Below are 20996 nucleotides of genomic sequence, written 5' to 3'. Positions count from 1 at the left end.
TTGCCTATAATACACGAATGAATTCAAAAAACGAAAAAATACACTTGCATATTCTTGGTATTGCTGGCACATTTATGGGGTCGCTGGCACTGATTGCTAAACAAATTGGGCATAAAGTAACGGGGCAGGATCAGGGGGTTTATCCGCCAATGAGCATCCAACTTGATGAGCAAAATATTGATTACACGCAAGGTTACGCTGTGGAAGATTTGCCTATGGCTGATATTTATATTATTGGGAATGTTTTGTCACGGGGTAATGCTTGTGTGGAAGAAATTTTAAATCAGCGTTATACTTACACTTCTGGCGCACAATGGTTGTGTGAAAATGTGTTGCGTGATAAATGGGTGCTTGCCGTTGCTGGTACCCATGGAAAGACCACCACGGCAAGTATGTTGGCTTGGATTTTAGAATATGCTGGTTATAACCCCAGTTTTTTGATTGGTGGCGTGGCTGAAAACTTTGGTATCTCCTCACGCTTGACAGAGTCTAATTTTTTCGTCATCGAAGCCGATGAATACGATACTGCTTTTTTTGATAAACGCTCAAAATTTGTGCATTATCAGCCCCGAACTTTGGTGATTAACAATCTTGAATTTGACCATGCTGATATTTTTGATTCTATTAAAGATATTCAAAAACAATTCCATCACCTAATTCGCACTGTGCCTAATAGCGGTCTGATTATTCATCCACAAGGTAATAAAAATATTGACCAAGTGCTGGATATGGGGATTTATTCAGAGCAACAAATATTGCCTACTTCTAAACTATTGTTGAGTGAAAATGGCACTTCATTTAATATTGAGAATAGCACAGTAGATTGGAATCTTTTGGGTGAGCATAATATGCAAAATGGTTTAAGTGCAATCTATGCTGCCCATCATGCTGGTGTGCCACTTGCTATTGCCTGTGAAGCATTGAATACTTTTCAAGGGGTTAAACGACGCTTGGAAGTGAAGTATCAAACGGATAATATTACTTTATACGATGACTTTGCCCACCACCCTACTGCCATTCAAACGACGCTTTTGGGCTTGCGTGCTAAAATCGGTAATGAAAAAATTATTGCCATTTTGGAACTGCGTTCTAACACGATGAAGTCGGGTGTCCATCAACAATCGTTGGTAGATGCATTAAGTGAAGCTGACCAAGTATTGATTTTGAAACCAGACAGTCAGGATTGGGATATTGATGCTTTATTTAATAAAAACAGTTTATTTGATTCCGTTATAGACATCGTTACCGCACTTAGTCAAATCAAACAAGGGCATTTTGTGATAATGTCGAATGGCGGATTTGATGATATTTTTGGCAAACTTATCACTAAGAGACCTTTGCATAAATAGGGATGATTAGCAAAATGACAGATTTTATTAAATTGGAAATTTTTTAAATCCACTCCTAGCAGGGCTAAGGGTGTTTTTAAAAAGTTTGTAATTTGATGAAAGATGGCGTTTTGATGATTATTCATATTTATGCAAAGGTCTCACTAAATTAGAAACTTAAAACCAATATTCCTAATGTCGCCAAAAATAAGGCAAAGAATTTTTTGAGTTTCTTACCGTCAACTTGGTGAGAAACCTTAGCACCAAGTGGGGCAAAAATTACGCTCATTGCCACAATACTCAATAATGCTCGGGTATCAATAAAACCCAAGCCACTAGTATTTTTCAAATGCCAACCTGCAACAATGAATCCAAACGCACCTGCAATGGCAATTGGCAGCCCCACGGCAGCCGAAGTGGCAATAGCATTTTTAATATCAACTTTATTGTAGGTTAAGAACGGTGTGGTCATCGTGCCACCGCCAATACCAACAATAGCAGAAACCAAACCAATGAGATAACCAACGAGCAACCAAACCCAACGACTCAAATTATCTAGGTGGGTTGAACTACTCAGTCCAAAATACAGTATTGCTGCTACGGTAATTTCAAACCCAGCAAGGAATAACCGCAAAAAATCAAAACTCATCATTTTAGTCAGCATTGCCCCACTAAATGCCCCAAGTAAAATCATCGGCGTCAGTTTTCTAAAATATTGCCAGTGGATTGCCCCGTGTTGATGATGTGCTCGCACACTTGAAAGCGAAGTAAAAACAATCGTTGTCAATGCGGTGCCAACTGCGGTGTGCATTAGAATAGATTGTTCAACTTGTCCTGCTAATAAATATAACAATGCAGGAACGATAATCAACCCACCACCGACACCGAGTAATCCAGCAATAAAGCCAGAGAACACACCTAAACCCAATAAAGAAATTATTTCAACCAAGTGCTTACTTCGTTAATGAGCAGTTCATCCTTGTCATTAAAAAAATGGTCAGCATTCACTTTTTTTTGTATGTAATTTTTATTGTTACTGGAGGCTTGTAGTCGTTCGTTAACAGAGTCAAGTACTGGCTTAATATCGTCTGTGCCATATAAATCTAACATTGGAATGCGAATATTAGCCAAATATTTAACTGCTAAATCTGGCATTCCAATGGCAACAAAATATTTGAGTGAATGCTGCTGATTATCTAAATAATGTGCGCTCATTACGCTACCCAAACTATGGGATACAATTGCATCTGCATCTAAACTTTGTTGCTGTAAATAATTAATTGCAACTTTAATACGCTTATCAGCCTGAGTCAGCAAAAATAGATATTCAGTTATCTTTTTATCATTTGCCAATACTGGCATTTGAATGGATAAAGTGTGCCAACCTTTTTCACTCAATGCAACGCGCAATGGCCGAATAACTTGCGCCCAATCGGGATGAGCACCCAAACCATGAATAATAAGTGCAGTTCGCTTGGTCTTAGTTTCACTGGGTGTATAAAGTGACATAAACTTATGTCCATTGGCATTTAACCACACCACTTCACCATCCATTAAACCGTCTTCCACCTGTGTTGCCCAACGCCCTTCTTTAGCGTAATCTGGCGTAGTTTGTGCAAAAGAAAAATTACTAACGAGCAATAAAATTGATAAGATTTTCATAATTCACCTCAAAGAGCAAATGAATTCATTATAGAATAGAGACCTTTGCATAAATATGAATAATCATCAAAACGCCATCTTTCATCAAATTACAAACTTTTTAAAAACACCCTTAGCCCTGCTAGGAGTGGATTTAAAAAATTTCCAATTTAATAAAATCTGTCATTTTGCTAATCATCCCTATTTATGCAAAGGTCTCGAATAGTTAGAAAGGGTGCTTAAGAAAGTTTAGTTCTAATGAGTGCAGAAACTGCGCCCATATCTGCTTTACCGTCTAATTGTAGCTTGAGTATGCCCATCAGTTTGCCCATATCTGCCATAGAACTTGCACCGCTATCAGCGATGGCTTTATCAACGGCAGTGGCAATTTCAGCATCTGAGAGTTGTGCAGGCATATAGTGATTGATAATCACCAATTCTGCTTCTTCTACTTCAACTAAATCATCACGACCTGCTTGTTTGAATTGTGAGATTGAGTCTTTACGCTGTTTAACCATTTTTTGAATGACAGCCAATACCTGAGTATCATCAACTTCAATGCGTTCATCGACTTCCTTTTGCTTAATCGCACCTAAAATCATACGAATGGCTTTTAAACTGTCTTTATCTTTCGCCTTCATCGCGGTTTTCATATCGCTAATAATGCGTTGTTTTAATTCTGACATCGTAACCCTTGTGTTTAGTTTCAATAAAAAAAATCAGCAATAAAAATTACTGATTTTTGAATAAATAGCTTGTGATTTTAATCAGCCAAGTTTTTTAATACATACGCTTGCGGTGAATTCGGTTTTTAGCCCTTTCTTTATGGGTACGCTTAACCGCTGCTGCTTTCATACGCTTATTCACCCAAGTTGGCTTTTCGTAGAATTCTTTTTTACGCACATCGGTAATAACACCCGCTCTGTCACAAGTTCGACGGAAGCGTCTAAGTGCGATATCAAATGGCTCGTTCTCTCTTACTTTAATTGAAGGCATATATATTTCCTTTATGAATCTGTAGAATCGTCAGCAGAAGTGCTGTCGAAATCAACTAATTGAACAATCGCCATTGGCGCTTTATCGCCAGTACGAAAACCATCTTTAAGAATACGGGTATATCCGCCTGAACGACTCTTATAAAATGGACCTAACTGGGTAAATAATTTAGCCACCATTGCGCTGTCGCGTAATTTTGAAAACACATTGCGACGACCAGCAACGCTATCTGTTTTTGCTTTGGTAATTAATGGTTCTACCACACGGCGAAGTTCTTTTGCTTTTGGTAAAGTGGTTCTGATTGTTTCGTGAAGAAACAATGAATTTGCCATATTCTGGAACATCGCTTTACGATGAGAAGAATTACGATTTAGTTGTCTACCTGACTTTCTATGTCTCATGATATTTCCTTATTCACTCATTAAATCAACTGGTGGCCAATTTTCAATGGCAGTGCCTAAAATTAGACCTTTATCAGTTAATACTTCTTTGATTTCATTTAATGACTTACGACCTAAGTTAGGTGTTCTCAGTAAGTCTTGCTCAGATTTCTGGATTAAATCACCGATATAGTAGATTTGCTCCGCTTTTAAGCAATTTGCACTACGAACCGTTAGCTCCAATTCATCTACTGCTGCCAACAACTGTGGGTCAAAATCATCTGAAGTCGGTAACGCTTCTTCTTCTTCAACTAATTCTAATTCAACAAATGAAGATAACTGCTCTTGTAAGATAGTTGCCGCACGCTTAATTGCTTCTTCCGCATTAACAGAACCATTTGTTTCAAGTTCAATATTAAGCTTGTCAAGGTTTACTTTCTGTTCAACGCGTGCTGCGTCAACTGTAAAACTGACACGCTTAACAGGTGAAAAACTTGCATCTAACTGCATACCGCCAATCGTTGAAGCTTCATCATCGCGCACAACTGCTGCATCATAACCAATACCCGTGCCAATCTTAAGTGTCATACGCATATGTCCGCCTGCATTGACAGTAGCGATCACTTTATCTTTATTAAATACTTTTACATCAGTGCCATTTGCTTCAATATCAGCCACTGTAATTTCACAAGGGCCTTTTTTATCAATAACCACTTCTGTTGATTCAGATGTATTTAGTGCAACTGAAACCTCTTTAAGGTTTAACAGAATGTCTAGGACATCCTCTTGAACACTGTCAATAGTTGAAAATTCGTGCATTACACCGTCAATCGCTACTTCTGTGATTGCTGAACCTGCCATAGAAGACAATAGCGTTCTCCTAAGTGCATTACCCAAAGTATGTCCAAAACCCTTTTCCAAAGGTTCAAGAATAACTCTATATTGGTTATTTGCTGTTTCAGTTAGTTCAACTAACTTTGGCTTTAAAAAATCTTTTGCGCTTCCTTGCATAATATTCCCTTTATTTTGAATATAATTCAACAATTAAATGTTCTGCGATATCAGATGACAAATCATCACGAGCAGGAACATTTTTAAATACACCTTTCAGTGCCTTAATATCAACATCAATCCATTCTGCCTGTTCGCCTTGCTCAGACAATTCAACAGCCAACTGAATACGACTTTGTTTTTTTGCTTTTTCTCTAATAGAAATCTCATCATTAGCACTCACTTGGTAAGAAGGAATGTTAACCACTGAACCATTTACTAAAATAGACTTATGCGAAACCAATTGTCTAGATTCGGCGCGTGTAGAACCAAAACCCATACGGTAAACAACATTGTCAAGACGACACTCTAAAAGACTCAGTAAGTTTTCACCTGTTGAACCTTTCTTTTGAGAGGCTTTCTTGTAATATGAGCGGAATTGCTTTTCTAAAATACCGTAAATGCGTCTTACTTTTTGCTTTTCGCGTAATTGTAAACCATATTCAGTAGGTTTTGCTTGACGGGCAGTTGCACCGTGCATGCCAGGTAGTTGTGTTACTTTACATTTAGAATCTAATGATCTAATGCCACTTTTTAGAAATAAGTCCGTGCCTTCGCGACGGGCTAATTTACAAGTAGGTCCAGTATATCTAGCCATAATTTATCCTTATACTCTGCGTTTCTTAGAAGGACGACAACCGTTATGAGGGATTGGCGTCACATCTGTGATTGATTGAATTTTTAAGCCCTCTGCATTCAAACCACGAATGGCTGAATCTCTACCAGGACCAGGACCCTTAACACGAACTTCTAAGTTCTTCATGCCAAAAGCCAGTGCTTTTTCACCACAGTTTCCCGCTGCTACTTGCGCTGCAAATGGCGTTGATTTTCTAGAACCTCTAAAACCAGAACCACCAGAAGTTGCCCAGCATACTGCGTTGCCATGACGGTCTGTAATCATAACAATGGTGTTATTAAATGTTGCATGAATATGTGCAATACCGTCGGTAACGACTTTTTTATTCTTTTTCTTTGCAGGTGCCTTAGCCATAATATTTACCTATAATTATTTAATTAAACGACGAGGACCCTTGCGAGTTCTAGCATTTGTTTTTGTTCTTTGACCACGAAGTGGTAATGATTTTCTGTGACGAATACCACGATAACAGCCTAAATCTTTTAAGCGTTTAATATCCATTGCGATTTGACGACGAAGGTCACCTTCAACTTCGAATTTTGCAACGGCTGCACGAATTAGCTCTAACTGGTCTTCAGCCAAGTCCGATACTTTAGCACTCTCGTCTAATTTAAGTTCTGCACAAATCGCTTTTGCACGCGTTGCGCCAATACCGAAAATTGACTGCAAGCCAATTACGATGTGTTTATGTGTTGGAACATTTATTCCCGCTATTCTAGCCATTTACCTTTCCCTTATATCCTATTTTTATTAAAATTCATTATTGCTATTTTTTTAACTCTTTCTTTAAAGCAATAACGAAGTTAAAATTTGCAAAGCGGGCAATTATACCTTGCCAACCTCTCCCTGTCAATTATCAATTAACCTTGTCTTTGTTTGTGTCTAGGTTCTTTACAAATCACACGAACCACGCCATGTCGCTTAATAATTTTACAATTGTTACAAATTTTCTTGACTGATGCTCTTACTTTCATAATACTTACCTTCTAATTTAAACCTGATTTTTTCATTAATGACTCATACTGATTAGACATTAAATGCGATTGCGCTTGTTGAATGAAATCCATTACTACAACCACGATAATTAACAAACTGGTGCCGCCAAAATAAAATGGCACATTCCAATATAAAATCAAAAACTCTGGCAACAAACAAACTGCGGTAATATAAACCGCACCAGATGCTGTTAAACGCGATGTTACTGCGTCAATATAATCTGCCGAATGCTGACCCGGGCGAATACCTGGGATAAAACCACCCGATTTACGCAAATTATCAGCCATTTCTTTTGAATCAAAAGTTAACGCTGTGTAGAAAAATGTAAAAAATACAATCGCCAAACCATAAAACATAACATATAGCGGTTGACCTGGAGAAATACTCGCAGTCAAATCAGCTAGCCAACCCATGCCTTCCGATTGTGAAAACCAACCCCCTAAAGTCGCTGGGAATAAAATAATCGAAGAGGCAAAAATCGGTGGAATTACGCCCGCCATATTAATCTTCAATGGCAAATATGAACTCTGACCACCGACCATATTACGGCCCTGCTGGCGTTTGGCATAATTCACCGTAATACGGCGTTGCCCTCGTTCCATAAATACCACAAATGCCGTTACTAATAAGGTCATTGCCAATAAGATTGCAACCAAAATAACTGCCAACTCGCCAGTAGAAACCAACGATAAAGTTGAACCTAATGCCGAAGGTAAGCCTGATACGATACCTGCAAAAATAATCATCGAAATACCGTTACCAATACCTTTTTCTGTAATCTGTTCGCCTAACCACATCAAAAATAAGGTGCCTGTGGTTAAAGTAACTACAGTAACCAAGCTGAATGTAAAACCACCATTGGTTACCAAAGCGACACCACCTGCACTTTGTGACTGCAAAGCAATCGAAATACCATACGACTGAAACACTGCCAATATCACTGTACCCAAACGCGTATATTGGGTAATTTTGCGTTTTCCAGTCTCACCTTCTTTTTTAAGTTGTTCTAATTTTGGCACTACCGAAGTCATTAATTGAACAATAATCGATGCCGAAATATAAGGCATAATACCCAGTGTAAAAATAGACAATCTTTCTAGCGCACCGCCAGAAAACATATTAAACATATCCAAAATCGTGCCTTGCTGATCTTGCACCAAAGACGCCAATGCGGTTGATGAAATAAAGGGAATGGTAATATGTGTACCCAGTCTAAAAACAATTAACGCGCCCAATAAAAAGAAGATGCGTTTTGATAAATCTTGAGAAATTCCAGGCTGACTCATATAAGTTATTCTTTTACTGAACCTTTGGCAGCTTCAATTGCTGCTTTTGCGCCTTTAGTTGCCTTAATACCTGTCAATGTTATTGCTCTAGTAATTTCACCCGAAAGCATCACTTTAACCCGCTTAATATTCTTAGTAACTAAGTTGTGTTGCTTTAACACTTCAACGGTAATTTCTTTTTCTTCTAATTTGTTTAACTCAGATAAAGTAACTTGAGAAGTAATAATTGAAACACGCGAAGAGAAACCGACCTTAGGAAGACGACGCTGTAATGGCATCTGACCACCTTCAAAACCAATCTTACTAAAACCACCTGAACGAGATTTTTGACCCTTGTGCCCACGGCCACAAGTTTTACCAAAACCACTACCAATACCACGGCCAACGCGTTTTCTAGATTTCTTTTCACCTTCAGCAGGTGACAATGTATTTAATTGCATAATATTCATAATTTTAACCTTCTACCTTCAATAGGTAAGATACCTTGTTAATCATACCTCTAACTTCAGGTGTATCAACCAGTTCTACTGTATGGTTAATACGCTTAAGCCCAAGACCTTTTATTGTTGCACGATGTGTTGGCAAGCGACCGTGAAAACTCTTAATCAAAGTAACACTGACTGTATTCTTAATTGCTGCTTTCTTTACAGGTGTCTTTTTGGCTACTGCTTTTTTAACAGGTGCTTTTTTAGTCGCTACTTTTTTCTCTTCAGCCATTAGGTTTCTCCTCTAATTTCTTCAACACTCTTACCTCGTTTAGCCGCTACCGATTGTGGAGATGACATTGAAGTTAAACCCTCAATCGTTGCACGAACAACACTAATAGGGTTACGAGTACCATTACATTTAGCTAAGATATTATGTACACCTACTGCTTCTAATACGCTGCGCATTGGACCACCAGCAATAACACCAGTACCTTCTGAGGCAGGTTGCATATAAACTTTAGCCGCACCCACATTAGAAGTAATCGGATAATAAAGCGTACCATCTTTAAGTGGGACGCTTTTCATTGCTTTCTTCGCTTTATCCATTGCTTTTTGGATAGCCATAGGCACTTCACGCGCCTTACCCGTGCCGTAACCTACTTTACCATTGCCATCACCCACAACGACCAATGCTGAGAAGCCGAAGATACGACCCCCTTTAACTACTTTTACAACACGGCGGATATTAACCAACTTTTCAATATAGTCGTCGCCGTCTTCTTTGTTATTTTTTCTAAAATCTGCCATTCTTTATGCCTTTTTTATAATTTTTTTTAAAAGTCCAAACCGCCATCCCTGGCCGCTTCTGCTAATGCTTTAACGCGACCATGGTATTTAAAACCAGAGCGGTCAAATGCCACTTTGGTTACTTTTACCGCTTTTGCCGCTTTGGCAATCTCAGTACCAATCTTTTTTGCTGCTACGACATTGCCGCCATTTTTTTCTTTTATGCTAGAAGCAGAAGCTAAAGTCTTCGTGCCACAAGCACTGATTAGTTGAACATAAATGTGCTGAGAAGACTTATAAACGCATAAACGCTCAACGCCTTTTTCAGCATGCTTTGCTCTAAACTTAGTTGCTCTTCTTAAACGAGCTTGTTTTTTAGAAAGTTTCATACAATACCTTTAATTAATTAATTCGCTCTATTTCTTTTTCGCTTCTTTGCGAACCACATACTCATCGGTATAACGCACACCTTTACCTTTATAAGGTTCTGGCGGACGATAAGCACGAATTTCTGCAGCCACTTGACCTACTTTTTGCTTGTCCATACCTTTAACAATAATCTCAGTTTGAGAAGGTGTTTCAGCAGTAATGCCTTCTGGCAATTCATACTTCACAGGATGTGAAAAACCCAAAGTTAAATCTAATGCTTTACCTGCTACTTTGGCACGATAACCAACACCAATCAGTGTCAATGTTTTTACCCAACCTTCTGAAACGCCTTTAATCAAATTAGCGGTATTGGCTCTTGCAGTTCCTGCTTGTGCCCATGCTTTCTTTTGATTTTTTTTATCAAGTTTGGCAATATCGAATGTTAAAACATTTTCTGCATTGGTAATCGTTACTGCTGGATGTACCTCCATTTGCATTTGACCTAATTTGCCCTTCACTGTCATTGAGGAACCATTTAAGGATACTTCAATACCTGCTGGGATTGCGATGGGTTCTTTTGCGACTCTAGACATCTTATAACTCCTTTAAGAAACGCTGCACAAAACTTCACCACCCACATTTTGGGCGGCTGCTTTTTGTCCAGTCATTACACCTTTGGGCGTTGAAACAATAACGATACCTAAGCCATTCATAATGCTTGGCATTTCGGTACTCTTTACATAAACGCGTAAACTTGGCTTTGAAATTCTTTGTAACGAATCAATGACCGGCTTGTTGTCATAATACTTCAACTTAACGCTCAAAGTTTTAGCGGCTTTTTCACCGGCAACACTAAATGATTCAATATAACCTTCTTGCTGCATCACACTAGCGATAGCAGACTTTAAACTTGATGCTGGAATGTTAACTTCTTTCTTTTCAACCATTTGTGCGTTGCGAATGCGGGTTAACATATCAGCGACTGGATCAGACATACTCATAATCTATTCTCCTACCAACTTGCTTTAGATAAACCAGGAACTTCACCGTTCATGGTACGCTCTCTTAGTTTAATCCTAGAGAGACCAAATTTACGGTAAAAACCATGTGGACGACCCGTCAAACCACAACGACTACGTTGTCTTGTTGGTGAAGCGTCACGCGGTAATGCCTGTAACTTAATTGTTGCCTGAAAGCGTTCTTCATCAGAAGAATGTACACTTTTAATTATTTTTTTGAGTTCAAGACGCTTAGTTTGGTATTTTGCAACCAACTTAGTGCGTTTGAGGTCTCTATTTATCATAGACTTCTTAGCCATTATCTTTATCCTTAAATGGGAAATTAAACATTGCCAATAGTTTCTTAGCGTCTTCATTATTTTGTGCACTGGTAGTGATAGCAATATCCATACCGCGCGTTCTTGTTACTTTTTCAAAATCAATTTCTGGGAATACGATTTGCTCCGTTAAACCCATATTGTAATTACCACGACCATCAAACGATTTCTCATTCAAGCCACGGAAATCACGAATTCGTGGAATCGCAATATTAACCAAGCGATCTAAAAATTCATACATCTTTTCTTTGCGTAATGTTACTTTGCAACCAATCGCGTTACCCTCTCTTAACTTGAAACTGGCAACGGATTTGCGTGCAATACAGGTCATTGGTTTTTGACCTGAAATTAAACTCATTTCTTCCAATGCACTTTGCAAAATTTTCTTATCACCTAAGGCACTCCCTAATCCCATGTTAATGGTGATTTTTTCAATCCTAGGGATTGCCATTGGATTTTTCTGACCCAACTCTTTTTGTAGAGCAGGTAGAATCTCATTTTTATATTGTTGTTGTAATCTAGACACTGTATTTTCCTTTATCCTTTAACTGTCTCAAACGATTGCATCGCCGTTTGATTTAAAAAATCTTTCTTTGTTACCGTCTTTGTTGGTGCGAATACCAACTTTGTCCGCTTTCTCAGTCTTTGCATTGTAAAGTGCAACATTTGAAATTGCTATTGGCATTTCTGTATCAACAATACCGCCAGTAACGCCTGCATTTGGATTGGGTTTAACATGCTTTTTAGCAATATTTAAACCTTCGACCACAACTTTGTTTGTAGTTACTTTTGTTACTGTACCCATTGCACCTTTGTCTTTACCTGCAATAACAATAATCTCATCATTTAATTTAATTTTTTGCATTATAGTACCTCTGGTGCTAATGACACAATTTTCATAAATTTCGCATTACGCAATTCACGTGTTACAGGACCAAAGATACGCGTACCTACTGGCTCAAGTTTTGTGTTTAATAACACCACTGCATTGTTATCAAAACGAATGCGTGAACCATCGGCACGGCGAACACCTTGTGCTGTGCGAACAACAACGGCATCATAAACATCGCCTTTTTTCACTTTGGCACGCGGTGCAGCTTCTTTAATACTGACTTTCACCACATCACCAATATTTGCATAACGACGCTTAGAACCGCCCAATACTTTAATACACATTGCTTTGACACCACCGCTATTGTCGGCAATATGTAATTTTGTTTGCATTTGAATCATATCTTATTCTCTTTATTAATAGGCTAACAATTAATCAATCGCAACTGATTTTTCAAGGACTTCTAACAACGCCCAACATTTGGTTTTAGAAAACGGCTTTGCTTCAACAACTCTCACTGTATCACCTAAACCACACTCATTGTTTGCATCATGGGCATGCACCTTGGTGCTGCGTTTGATGTATTTTTTATAAATTGGGTGACGAACTTTACGCTCAATTTCGACCGCAATTGTTTTATCACGACTATTACTAACAACTTTACCTGTTAATACGCGTTCTACTTTTTTATCGTTCATACTTTTTTCTCTTCAATAATAGTTTTAACTCGTGCAATTGACCTCTTAATATTCTTTAACTTGGAAGTGTCATCTAATTGCGCACTTTTATGTTGCATACGCATTTCAAAGTGTTCTTTCAAAAGCCCCATCAAAGTTTCTTTAAGTGCAGAAGCATCTTGACTTCTTAATTCTTTTGCGTTCATTACATTGCCATCCTTTTAATTACTTTCGTTTTTACTGGTAATTTTGCTGATGCAAGTGCAAATGCTTCCATTGCAACAGTTTCATCAACCCCTTGCATTTCAAATAACATTTGACCTGGCTTAATCTGTGCAACCCAATATTCAACACTACCTTTACCTTTACCCATTCGAACTTCTAATGGTTTTTTGGTAATGGGCTTATCTGGAAAAACACGAATCCAAATTTTACCTTGGCGTTTTACATGGCGAGTCATTGCTCTTCGTGCAGATTCAATTTGTCTTGCAGTCATACGGCATCTGCCAACAGCTTGTAAGCCAATTTCACCGAAACTGACTTTGTGACCAGTTGCAAGGCCACGATTACGGCCTTTCATCATTTTTCTAAATTTTGTGCGTTTAGGTTGTAACATTTCTCAATCCTTTATTTCTTACCAATTTGATTAGTAGCACCGCGACGAGCAACCTCATCTAGCGTGCCTTTTTTATGGTCTAAGATTTCACCTTTAAAGATCCAAACCTTAATACCAATCACACCATACTGTGTATTTGCACCATAATGGGCATAATCAACATCAGCTCTAAATGTGTGCAATGGCACACGGCCTTCACGATACCATTCAGAACGCGCAATTTCTGCACCATTCAAACGACCGCTAACCATTACTTTAATACCTTGTGCGCCTAAGCGAGTGGCATTGCCTAATACTCGTTTAACTGCACGACGATACATTACTCGCTTTTCTAATTGTTGTGCAATGTTTTCTGCCACTAGACGTGCATCCAGTTCCGGTTTTTTAATTTCTTCAATACTAATATGAACTGGAATTTCCATCATTTTAGCAACTGTGTTTTTTAATTCTTCAATATCGGCACCTTTTTTACCAATAACGATACCTGGGCGAGCCGTATGAATGACTACTTTGGCATTATTTGCTAAACGTTCAATTTGAACACGACTCACTGAAGCATCTTTGAGTTTTTCAAATAAGAAATCTCTTACTTCGATATCAGATAATAAGTACTTAGAATAATCTTGAGAATTCGCATACCACTTAGAATCCCAATCTTTAACGATGCCTAATCTAATACCTTTTGGATTTACTTTTTGACCCATAATTAACCTGCGCTTACGCCAACTGTAATGTGGCTTGTTCTTTTTAAAATACGATTTGCCCTGCCTTTTGCTCTGGGGCGAATTCTTTTCATTGTTGAGCCTTCGTCAATATAAACGCTGCTCACTTTTAATTCATCAATATCCAGCCCATCATTGTTTTCAGCATTTGAAATAGCTGAATTCAACACTTTCTTAACAAGCACTGATGCTTTTTTATTGCTAAACGACAAAATATTAAGTGCCTCTTCAACTGACTTAGAACGGATTTGATCCGCTACCAATCGCGCTTTAAAAGCCGAGGTCTTTGCATATTTATGTATTGCTTTAACTTCTTTCATTTTTCAATCCTTTAATTTAAGCCTTGCGGTCGCCAGTATGTCCGTGGAAGGTTCTGGTTGTTGCAAACTCACCCAATTTATGTCCTACCATTTGCTCATTAATAGACACTGGCACATGTGCTCTACCATTATGTATTGCAATTGTCAAGCCAATCATCTCAGGCACAATTACCGAACGCCTAGACCAAGTTTTAATTGGTTTTCTTATTTTATTTTCCTGAGCAATTAATACTTTCTTGATTAAATGCTCGTCAACAAATGGACCCTTTCTTAATGATCTAGACATAATTATTCCTATTTATTCCTACGACGCACGATAAGTTTATCGGTGCGTTTATTGCTACGCGTTTTATAACCCTTAGTTGGTGTACCCCAAGGTGAAACTGGGTGACGACCGCCACTAGTTTTACCCTCACCACCACCATGCGGGTGATCAACTGGGTTCATCACTACACCACGAACGGTAGGTCTAACACCTCTCCAACGAGTTGCACCCGCTTTACCTAATTTTCTCAAACTATGTTCCTTCTTAGAAACTTCGCCAATGGTTGCACGACAATCTGCCAATACCTTGCGCACTTCACCAGAACGCAATCTTAAAGTTACATATGTACCTTCTTTTGCAATTAACTGTGCTGAAGTACCTGCACTGCGAGCCATCTGTGCCCCTTTACCTGGCTTTAATTCAATACAGTGAATAACGCTTCCCAATGGAATGTTTGCACAAGGCATTACATTGCCCACTTGAATAGCAACGCTATTACCTGAAACCACTTCATCACCCGCATTCAAACCATTCGGTGCAATAATATATTTCCGCTCACCGTCTGCATATAAAACCAAAGCAATGTTAGCGCTACGATTTGGATCGTATTCTAAACGCTCAACTTTTGCAACGATATCGTCTTTATTGCGTCTAAAATCAATAGCACGATAGCGACGCTTGTGACCACCGCCCTTGTGACGAACTGTAATCTTGCCGCGATTATTACGACCGCTAATTCTATTTTTACTTTCTGTTAGGGGTGCATAAGGTGCACCTTTATGTAAATCTTTATCAACAACATTAACAACAAATCGTCTGCCGGGTGAAGTTGGTTTTCTTTTAATTACTTGTGCCATAATCTCTCTCTTAAGAAGCGCTTACATCAATCATTTGACCTTCAGACACTTTTACCATTGCCTTCTTCCAATTAATACGACGACCCTTCTTACCTTTATAAATTTTTGTTTTACCTTTAACAATAGAAGTAGTTACATTTTCTACAGTAACGCTAAATAATGTCTCAACTGCTGCTTTAATCTCTTTTTTATTACTATCAATACGCACTTTAAATGCATACTGATTGTAGGCTGACAACAATGATGTCTTCTCAGAAACAATCGGTGCCAATAAGGTTTTTAATACTTTTTCTTGGTTCATAATTGTGCCTCAATTTTTTTCAATGCTGCCTCTGTGATAACCACATTTTCATAACCAATCAAACTGACTGGGTCAATACTTTGAGTATCACAAACGCCAACATGGTATAAATTACGCGAAGAAAGATATAAATTTTCATCTAACTCTTCTGTCATTAATAGTGCGTCTTTTATATTTAATGCTTTCAGCAATGCTGTTACATTTTTTGTTTTTGCTTCTGTAATACCAAATTCTTTTACTACTTTTAAACGCTCAGTGCGTGCTAACTCAGAAAAGATAACAGAGATTGCACCTTTGTACATTTTCTTATTCACTTTCTGTGCAAAACTCTTAGGTTTTGCAGCAAATGTAACGCCACCTGAACGCCAAATAGGACCACGGGAAGTACCTGCTCTCGCACGACCTGTACCCTTTTGTGCCCAAGGCTTCTTGCCACCACCACTCACTGCTGCACGATTTTTCTGTGCTTTAGAGCCTTGGCGACCTGTTGCCATGTAAGCCGTTGTTACTTGATGAACCAACGACTGGTTATAGTCTTTTGCAAATACCTTATCCGCAACTTCGGTAGCAGTGGATTTATTGGTACTAATATTTAATACTTTTAATTTCATCTTAAAAACCTTATTCTTCTGTTGCAGTTTCTGTTACTGCTGCCTTCTCGGCTTCTGTTGCTACCTTAGCCGCTTCTTCCTCAGCCAATTGTGCGTTTTTTTGTTCTTGCAATTGCTTGCTGATAGTCTGGTTTACTTTGTCCTTTTTAGCAGACAAATTAACCTTAACAAAACCTTTAGGCGCGCCAGGAATTGCACCTTTAACTAAAATCAAATTTCTTTCACTATCAACACGGATAACTTCTAAACATTCCTGAGTAACTTGTGCGTTACCCATTTGACCTGCCATTTTCTTACCTTTAAAGACACGACCAGGATCTTGACACTGTCCGGTAGAACCAATCGCTCTGTGAGAAATTGAGTTACCATGTGTAGCATCTTGCATTGAGAAATTATGTCGCTTCACACCGCCTTGGAAACCTTTACCTTTAGATTGTCCAGTAACATCAACAAATTGACCTTCGCCAAAAATTGATAAGTCAAAACTGCTTGCACCTGCAATCTCATCAGCATCTACTCTAAATTCCCAAAGACCTAAACCGATGTCTTGTGAAGCCTTAGCATAATGACCTTTAGTTGCTGAGGAAACACGACGCAATTTTGCTTCGCCTTTTTTGTTAACTTTAGCACCAGTAGTCACTTGTATAGCGCTATAACCATCCACTTCTACTGTTTTTGTTTGAACAATACGATTGGACTCAACTTTAATAACGCTTACTGCAGTTGCTGAACCGTCGTCAGCCAAAATACGCGTCATTCCTAATTTTTGCCCTACTAAACCAATTGCCATGATAATTTTTCCTATTACTTATTCGTTTGTTAATTAAGCTGAATTGCTACATCAACACCTGCCGCTAAATCTAATTTCATTAGTGCGTCAACTGTTTTATCTGTTGGGCTGATAACATCCATCAATCTAACATATGTCCTTAATTCGTATTGATCTCTTGCTTTCTTGTTAACATGCGGAGAAGTCAATACAGTCCAACGCTCTTTCTTTGTTGGTAAAGGGATTGGACCTCTAACACTAGCACCTGTACTTTTTGCTGTAGCAACAATCTCAACGGCTGACTTATCGATTAAACGATGGTCAAATGCCTTTAACTTAATTCTAATATTTTGATTGCTCATGTCTTAAATCCTATTTAAAATCGACTTTGTCTTTCAACGAAAAAGCGAACATTATACAATAACATCTGCCTTCTTATTAACTAATTTTTCCTTAATCCGTCACCTTAGCAACAACACCCGCACCAACCGTGCGACCCCCTTCTCTAATTGCAAATCTTAAACCGTCTTCCATTGCAATTGGTGATAATAATTCTACTTCCATCTTAACATTATCACCTGGCATAACCATTTCTACATCTTTTGGTAATTGACAAGCACCTGTTACATCGGTTGTTCTAAAATAAAATTGTGGACGGTAGTTGTTAAAGAATGGCGTGTGTCGTCCACCTTCATCTTTGCTAAGTACATATATTTCTGCTTCAAACTTTGAATGTGGCTTAATTGAACCAGGCTTAGCCAATACTTGACCTCGCTCTACATCTTCTCGTTTTGTACCTCTTAGAAGAACGCCAACATTATCGCCTGCTTCTCCTGAATCTAATAACTTACGAAACATTTCAACACCTGTACAGGTTGTTGTTTGTGTGTCTCTAATGCCAACGATTTCAATTTCGTCATTGACATTAACAACACCCGCTTCAATACGCCCTGTTACTACAGTACCACGACCAGAGATTGAGAATACATCTTCAATTGGCATAATAAAATCTTTATCCGTATCTCGTTTAGGTGTAGGAATATACGAATCTAGCGCTTCAACTAACTTAATAATTGAAGGTACGCCAATATCTGAAGTGTCGCCTTCTAATGCTTTAAGTGCAGAACCGAAGATAACAGGAGTGTCATCACCTGGGAAGTCATATTCAGTGAGTAGTTCACGGATTTCCATTTCAACTAATTCTACTAATTCTTCGTCGTCAACCATATCTGCTTTGTTCATATAAACAAGAATGTATGGAACACCTACTTGCTTAGACAAAAGGATATGCTCACGAGTTTGAGCCATTGGGCCGTCTGTTGCAGCAATAACGATGATAGCACCGTCCATTTGGGCGGCACCCGTAATCATATTTTTAACATAGTCGGCGTGTCCTGGGCAATCAACATGGGCATAATGACGGTTCTCTGATTCATACTCTACATGGGCTGTTGAAATGGTAATGCCGCGTTCTCTTTCTTCAGGTGCATTATCAATATCTGCATAATCGTTAAATTCACCGCCATTTGCTTCTGCCATTACTTTGGTCATGGCTGCTGTTAGGGTTGTTTTGCCGTGGTCAACATGGCCGATTGTGCCGACATTGACATGGGGTTTGGTTCTTTCGAATTTTTCTTTTGACATTTTATTGCTCCTGCTTAACTTTAAATTTATTTGTTTAATTTTTCAATAACATCATCAGCAACATTTTTCGGTGCTGCTGTGTATTTTGAAAATTCCATTGAATAACTTGCGCGACCTTGTGTCATTGAACGCAAATCGTTGGCATAGCCAAACATTTCTGCTAATGGCACATCAGCTTTTAATTGTTTGCCGTTTGGCAAGTCTTCCATAGCACCTACTAAACCACGACGACGATTAAGGTCGCCCATCACATCACCCATATAATCCTCAGGTGTTACAATTTCTACTGCCATCATTGGCTCAAGTAATTGTGGATTAGCCAATCTAACGCCTTCTGCTAAACATTTAGAAGCGGCAATCTTAAACGCCATTTCATTTGAGTCAACATCGTGATAAGAACCATCATAAACGGTAACTTTCATATCTACCAATGGGAAACCTGCCAATACGCCATTTTCCATTTGCTCTTGAATACCTTTGTTAACCGCAGGCACATATTCCTTAGGAATCACACCGCCTTTAATTTCATCAACGAACTCATAACCTGCACCCGGCTCTTGTGGTTCAATGCGTAAATATACATGACCATATTGACCACGACCGCCTGATTGTTTAGCAAATTTATGTTGATGCTCAACTAAGGTTGTAATTGCTTCACGGTAAGCCACTTGTGGTGCACCGACATTACATTCAACATCAAATTCACGCATCATACGGTCAACAATAATATCCAAATGTAATTCACCCATACCGGCAATAATCGTTTGTCCTGATTCCTCGTCACTTGACACACGGAATGAAGGGTCTTCGCCTGCTAATTTACCTAGGGCAATACCCATTTTTTCTTGGTCTGCTTTAGTTTTAGGCTCTACCGCTAAGGCAATGACTGGCTCAGGGAATTCCATTCTTTCCAGCACGATTTTCTCTTTCATATCACATAGAGTATCGCCTGTAGTTACATCTTTAAGTCCAATCGCTGCGGCAATATCGCCAGCACGAACTTCTTTAATTTCTTCTCGTTCATTTGAGTGCATTTGCACCATACGACCAATGCGTTCTTTTTTGCTTTTTGATGAATTGTAAACAAAATCACCTGCTTTTAAAACACCTGAATACACACGGAAGAAAGTCAATGTTCCTACAAATGGGTCGGTTGCAATCTTAAATGCTAATGCCGAAAATGGCTCATCGTCAGATGCAGGTCTAGGGGCTTTGGTTTCATCTTTGTCATCTAAGATACCTTCAATCGCATCAACATCTAATGGCGAAGGCATATACATAATCATTGCGTCTAATGCCGCTTGCACTCCTTTGTTTTTAAAGGCTGAACCACAAAACATTGGAATGATTTGATTGCCAATAGTTTGAATACGAATACCCGCTTTAATTTCATCTGCTGATAATTCACCTTCTTCTAAGTATTTTTCCATTAACTCATCATTGGCTTCCGCAGCGGATTCAATCATAATTTCGCGTTGGGTATCCGCTAAATCTTGTAAATCAGCAGGAATGTCTTTCGCTTCATAAGTTGCCCCCTGATCTGCTTCATTCCAATAGATAGCTTTCATTGTAATTAAATCAACCACGCCCTCAAAATCTTCTTCTGCGCCAATTGCAATTTGCATTGGCACTGGGTTGCCGCCTAAACGCGTTCTAACTTGCTCACAAACGCGTAAGAAATCTGCACCTGCACGATCCATTTTATTAACAAAACCAATTCTTGGCACATTGTATTTATTCGCTTGACGCCATACTGTTTCTGATTGTGGCTCTACACCGCCAACCGCACAAAATAAGGCACAAGCACCGTCTAATACTTTAAGTGAGCGTTCCACTTCAATAGTAAAGTCCACATGTCCCGGTGTGTCAATGATATTAATACGGTGCTCTTCAAACTGTTCATCCATACCTTTCCACATACAGGTTGTTGCCGCAGAAGTGATGGTAATGCCACGCTCTTGCTCTTGCTCCATCCAATCCATAGTGGCACCACCGTCATGTACTTCACCAATTTTGTGGGTGCGACCTGTGTATAAAAGAATGCGTTCTGTTGTGGTGGTTTTACCCGCATCAATATGCGCCATAACACCGACATTGCGGTAGCGTTCAAGTGGATGATTTCTTGCCATTGTTCCTGTCCTTAATTTAT

The 20996-nt window shown here is 38.8% G+C and carries 37 protein-coding genes; 2 read left to right on the top strand and 35 right to left on the bottom strand.

Annotated features, from left to right (window positions below):
- Positions 1–38 precede the first annotated feature (38 nt).
- Entirely contained in the window at positions 39–1349 is a 1311-nt protein-coding gene (gene mpl, locus AB8525_RS07830) for a UDP-N-acetylmuramate:L-alanyl-gamma-D-glutamyl-meso-diaminopimelate ligase (protein ID WP_369179043.1), read from the top strand.
- Here the strand turns inward: mpl and AB8525_RS07825 are convergent.
- Genes AB8525_RS07825 through AB8525_RS07815 form a run of 3 tightly spaced genes read right to left on the bottom strand, consistent with a single transcriptional unit; the run spans position 1256 to position 2990 of the window.
- Positions 1256–1474: a hypothetical protein gene (locus AB8525_RS07825; protein WP_369177238.1), complete on the bottom strand. Its 219-nt coding sequence runs from the start codon at positions 1472–1474 to the stop codon at positions 1256–1258. The genes mpl and AB8525_RS07825 overlap by 94 nt on opposite strands.
- A 23-nt stretch (positions 1475–1497) precedes the next feature.
- The gene (locus AB8525_RS07820) at positions 1498–2277 is read right to left on the bottom strand and encodes a sulfite exporter TauE/SafE family protein (RefSeq protein WP_369177237.1); all 780 of its coding nucleotides are present in this window, start codon (positions 2275–2277) and stop codon (positions 1498–1500) included.
- A complete protein-coding gene (locus AB8525_RS07815; protein WP_369150690.1) occupies positions 2265–2990 on the bottom strand; it encodes a DUF3530 family protein in 726 nt (241 codons plus the stop codon). Before AB8525_RS07815 ends, AB8525_RS07820 begins: the two co-directional genes overlap by 13 nt.
- A 55-nt stretch (positions 2991–3045) precedes the next feature.
- On the opposite strand from AB8525_RS07815, the gene AB8525_RS07810 reads away from it, so the two are divergent.
- A complete protein-coding gene (locus AB8525_RS07810; protein WP_369150687.1) occupies positions 3046–3195 on the top strand; it encodes a hypothetical protein in 150 nt (49 codons plus the stop codon).
- Between the two features lie 13 nt (positions 3196–3208).
- Here the strand turns inward: AB8525_RS07810 and AB8525_RS07805 are convergent, their stop codons facing one another.
- The 32 genes from AB8525_RS07805 to fusA all read right to left on the bottom strand — a co-directional run bounded on the left by AB8525_RS07805 (position 3209) and on the right by fusA (position 20976).
- Positions 3209–3655, bottom strand: coding sequence for a GatB/YqeY domain-containing protein (locus AB8525_RS07805; protein WP_369150685.1), 447 nt, complete (start codon positions 3653–3655; stop codon positions 3209–3211).
- A 94-nt stretch (positions 3656–3749) separates the two neighbouring features.
- Positions 3750–3965, bottom strand: coding sequence for a 30S ribosomal protein S21 (gene rpsU, locus AB8525_RS07800; protein WP_369150683.1), 216 nt, complete (start codon positions 3963–3965; stop codon positions 3750–3752).
- 11 nt (positions 3966–3976) lie between these two features.
- Complete coding sequence (gene rplQ / locus AB8525_RS07795; RefSeq protein WP_369150681.1) at positions 3977–4366, bottom strand: 50S ribosomal protein L17; 390 nt, start codon at positions 4364–4366, stop codon at positions 3977–3979.
- Between the two features lie 9 nt (positions 4367–4375).
- On the bottom strand, positions 4376–5356 hold the full coding sequence (rpoA, locus tag AB8525_RS07790; RefSeq protein WP_369150679.1) for a DNA-directed RNA polymerase subunit alpha: 981 nt from the start codon (positions 5354–5356) through the stop codon (positions 4376–4378).
- Between the two features lie 10 nt (positions 5357–5366).
- Positions 5367–5993 carry a 30S ribosomal protein S4 gene (gene rpsD / locus AB8525_RS07785; RefSeq protein ID WP_369150677.1) on the bottom strand — a complete coding sequence of 209 codons (627 nt, stop codon included), beginning with the start codon at positions 5991–5993 and terminating at the stop codon, positions 5367–5369.
- Between the two features lie 9 nt (positions 5994–6002).
- Positions 6003–6386, bottom strand: a complete 384-nt coding sequence (gene rpsK / locus AB8525_RS07780) for a 30S ribosomal protein S11 (RefSeq protein ID WP_369150675.1) — start codon at positions 6384–6386, stop codon at positions 6003–6005.
- 15 nt (positions 6387–6401) lie between these two features.
- A complete protein-coding gene (gene rpsM / locus AB8525_RS07775) occupies positions 6402–6755 on the bottom strand; it encodes a 30S ribosomal protein S13 (RefSeq protein ID WP_369150673.1) in 354 nt (117 codons plus the stop codon).
- 137 nt (positions 6756–6892) lie between these two features.
- Entirely contained in the window at positions 6893–7006 is a 114-nt protein-coding gene (gene rpmJ, locus AB8525_RS07770; RefSeq protein WP_010646235.1) for a 50S ribosomal protein L36, read from the bottom strand.
- A gap of 12 nt (positions 7007–7018) precedes the next feature.
- Positions 7019–8314 (bottom strand): preprotein translocase subunit SecY, encoded by a 1296-nt coding sequence (gene secY / locus AB8525_RS07765; protein ID WP_369150669.1) that lies wholly within the window; start codon positions 8312–8314, stop codon positions 7019–7021.
- Between the two features lie 5 nt (positions 8315–8319).
- Positions 8320–8754 carry a 50S ribosomal protein L15 gene (rplO, locus tag AB8525_RS07760; protein ID WP_369153093.1) on the bottom strand — a complete coding sequence of 145 codons (435 nt, stop codon included), beginning with the start codon at positions 8752–8754 and terminating at the stop codon, positions 8320–8322.
- Between the two features lie 13 nt (positions 8755–8767).
- Complete coding sequence (gene rpmD / locus AB8525_RS07755; RefSeq protein ID WP_369177235.1) at positions 8768–9031, bottom strand: 50S ribosomal protein L30; 264 nt, start codon at positions 9029–9031, stop codon at positions 8768–8770.
- The gene (rpsE, locus tag AB8525_RS07750; RefSeq protein WP_369150665.1) at positions 9031–9549 is read right to left on the bottom strand and encodes a 30S ribosomal protein S5; all 519 of its coding nucleotides are present in this window, start codon (positions 9547–9549) and stop codon (positions 9031–9033) included. Before rpsE ends, rpmD begins: the two co-directional genes overlap by 1 nt.
- Before the next feature lie 26 nt (positions 9550–9575).
- Positions 9576–9917: a 50S ribosomal protein L18 gene (gene rplR, locus AB8525_RS07745; protein ID WP_369150663.1), complete on the bottom strand. Its 342-nt coding sequence runs from the start codon at positions 9915–9917 to the stop codon at positions 9576–9578.
- Positions 9918–9944: 27 nt separating this feature from the next.
- Entirely contained in the window at positions 9945–10490 is a 546-nt protein-coding gene (gene rplF / locus AB8525_RS07740) for a 50S ribosomal protein L6 (protein ID WP_369177233.1), read from the bottom strand.
- 12 nt (positions 10491–10502) lie between these two features.
- Complete coding sequence (rpsH, locus tag AB8525_RS07735) at positions 10503–10898, bottom strand: 30S ribosomal protein S8 (RefSeq protein WP_369150660.1); 396 nt, start codon at positions 10896–10898, stop codon at positions 10503–10505.
- 11 nt (positions 10899–10909) lie between these two features.
- Positions 10910–11215, bottom strand: coding sequence for a 30S ribosomal protein S14 (gene rpsN / locus AB8525_RS07730; protein WP_369150657.1), 306 nt, complete (start codon positions 11213–11215; stop codon positions 10910–10912).
- Entirely contained in the window at positions 11208–11759 is a 552-nt protein-coding gene (gene rplE / locus AB8525_RS07725) for a 50S ribosomal protein L5 (protein ID WP_369150655.1), read from the bottom strand. The genes rpsN and rplE overlap by 8 nt, the downstream gene beginning before the upstream one ends.
- 27 nt (positions 11760–11786) lie before the next feature.
- Positions 11787–12098 (bottom strand): 50S ribosomal protein L24, encoded by a 312-nt coding sequence (rplX, locus tag AB8525_RS07720; RefSeq protein ID WP_369177232.1) that lies wholly within the window; start codon positions 12096–12098, stop codon positions 11787–11789.
- Positions 12098–12466, bottom strand: a complete 369-nt coding sequence (rplN, locus tag AB8525_RS07715; protein ID WP_066043068.1) for a 50S ribosomal protein L14 — start codon at positions 12464–12466, stop codon at positions 12098–12100. The genes rplX and rplN overlap by 1 nt, the downstream gene beginning before the upstream one ends.
- A gap of 30 nt (positions 12467–12496) precedes the next feature.
- On the bottom strand, positions 12497–12763 hold the full coding sequence (gene rpsQ / locus AB8525_RS07710) for a 30S ribosomal protein S17 (protein WP_369150652.1): 267 nt from the start codon (positions 12761–12763) through the stop codon (positions 12497–12499).
- On the bottom strand, positions 12760–12948 hold the full coding sequence (gene rpmC, locus AB8525_RS07705; RefSeq protein WP_369150649.1) for a 50S ribosomal protein L29: 189 nt from the start codon (positions 12946–12948) through the stop codon (positions 12760–12762). The genes rpsQ and rpmC overlap by 4 nt, the downstream gene beginning before the upstream one ends.
- Entirely contained in the window at positions 12948–13358 is a 411-nt protein-coding gene (rplP, locus tag AB8525_RS07700; RefSeq protein WP_369150647.1) for a 50S ribosomal protein L16, read from the bottom strand. Before rplP ends, rpmC begins: the two co-directional genes overlap by 1 nt.
- A gap of 11 nt (positions 13359–13369) precedes the next feature.
- Positions 13370–14062 carry a 30S ribosomal protein S3 gene (rpsC, locus tag AB8525_RS07695; protein ID WP_369150646.1) on the bottom strand — a complete coding sequence of 231 codons (693 nt, stop codon included), beginning with the start codon at positions 14060–14062 and terminating at the stop codon, positions 13370–13372.
- A gap of 2 nt (positions 14063–14064) precedes the next feature.
- A complete protein-coding gene (gene rplV / locus AB8525_RS07690) occupies positions 14065–14400 on the bottom strand; it encodes a 50S ribosomal protein L22 (RefSeq protein ID WP_071564514.1) in 336 nt (111 codons plus the stop codon).
- Positions 14401–14416: 16 nt separating this feature from the next.
- A complete protein-coding gene (gene rpsS / locus AB8525_RS07685) occupies positions 14417–14686 on the bottom strand; it encodes a 30S ribosomal protein S19 (RefSeq protein ID WP_369150642.1) in 270 nt (89 codons plus the stop codon).
- Between the two features lie 8 nt (positions 14687–14694).
- The gene (rplB, locus tag AB8525_RS07680; RefSeq protein ID WP_369150640.1) at positions 14695–15522 is read right to left on the bottom strand and encodes a 50S ribosomal protein L2; all 828 of its coding nucleotides are present in this window, start codon (positions 15520–15522) and stop codon (positions 14695–14697) included.
- Positions 15523–15532: 10 nt separating this feature from the next.
- Positions 15533–15823, bottom strand: coding sequence for a 50S ribosomal protein L23 (gene rplW, locus AB8525_RS07675; protein ID WP_369150638.1), 291 nt, complete (start codon positions 15821–15823; stop codon positions 15533–15535).
- A complete protein-coding gene (rplD, locus tag AB8525_RS07670) occupies positions 15820–16434 on the bottom strand; it encodes a 50S ribosomal protein L4 (RefSeq protein ID WP_369150636.1) in 615 nt (204 codons plus the stop codon). The genes rplW and rplD overlap by 4 nt, the downstream gene beginning before the upstream one ends.
- Positions 16435–16444: 10 nt before the next feature.
- The gene (gene rplC, locus AB8525_RS07665; RefSeq protein WP_369150635.1) at positions 16445–17224 is read right to left on the bottom strand and encodes a 50S ribosomal protein L3; all 780 of its coding nucleotides are present in this window, start codon (positions 17222–17224) and stop codon (positions 16445–16447) included.
- A gap of 29 nt (positions 17225–17253) precedes the next feature.
- Positions 17254–17565, bottom strand: a complete 312-nt coding sequence (rpsJ, locus tag AB8525_RS07660; RefSeq protein ID WP_369150633.1) for a 30S ribosomal protein S10 — start codon at positions 17563–17565, stop codon at positions 17254–17256.
- Positions 17566–17656: 91 nt separating this feature from the next.
- Positions 17657–18847, bottom strand: a complete 1191-nt coding sequence (gene tuf / locus AB8525_RS07655; RefSeq protein ID WP_369150815.1) for an elongation factor Tu — start codon at positions 18845–18847, stop codon at positions 17657–17659.
- A gap of 26 nt (positions 18848–18873) precedes the next feature.
- Positions 18874–20976: an elongation factor G gene (gene fusA, locus AB8525_RS07650; protein WP_369177230.1), complete on the bottom strand. Its 2103-nt coding sequence runs from the start codon at positions 20974–20976 to the stop codon at positions 18874–18876.
- Positions 20977–20996: the final 20 nt, after the last annotated feature.

This window comes from Candidatus Thiodubiliella endoseptemdiera, from assembly GCF_964212635.1.
In the GTDB taxonomy this organism is placed as follows: Bacteria; Pseudomonadota; Gammaproteobacteria; order PS1; family Pseudothioglobaceae; genus Thiodubiliella; species Thiodubiliella endoseptemdiera.
This window is presented reverse-complemented; position numbering and strand designations above follow the sequence as displayed.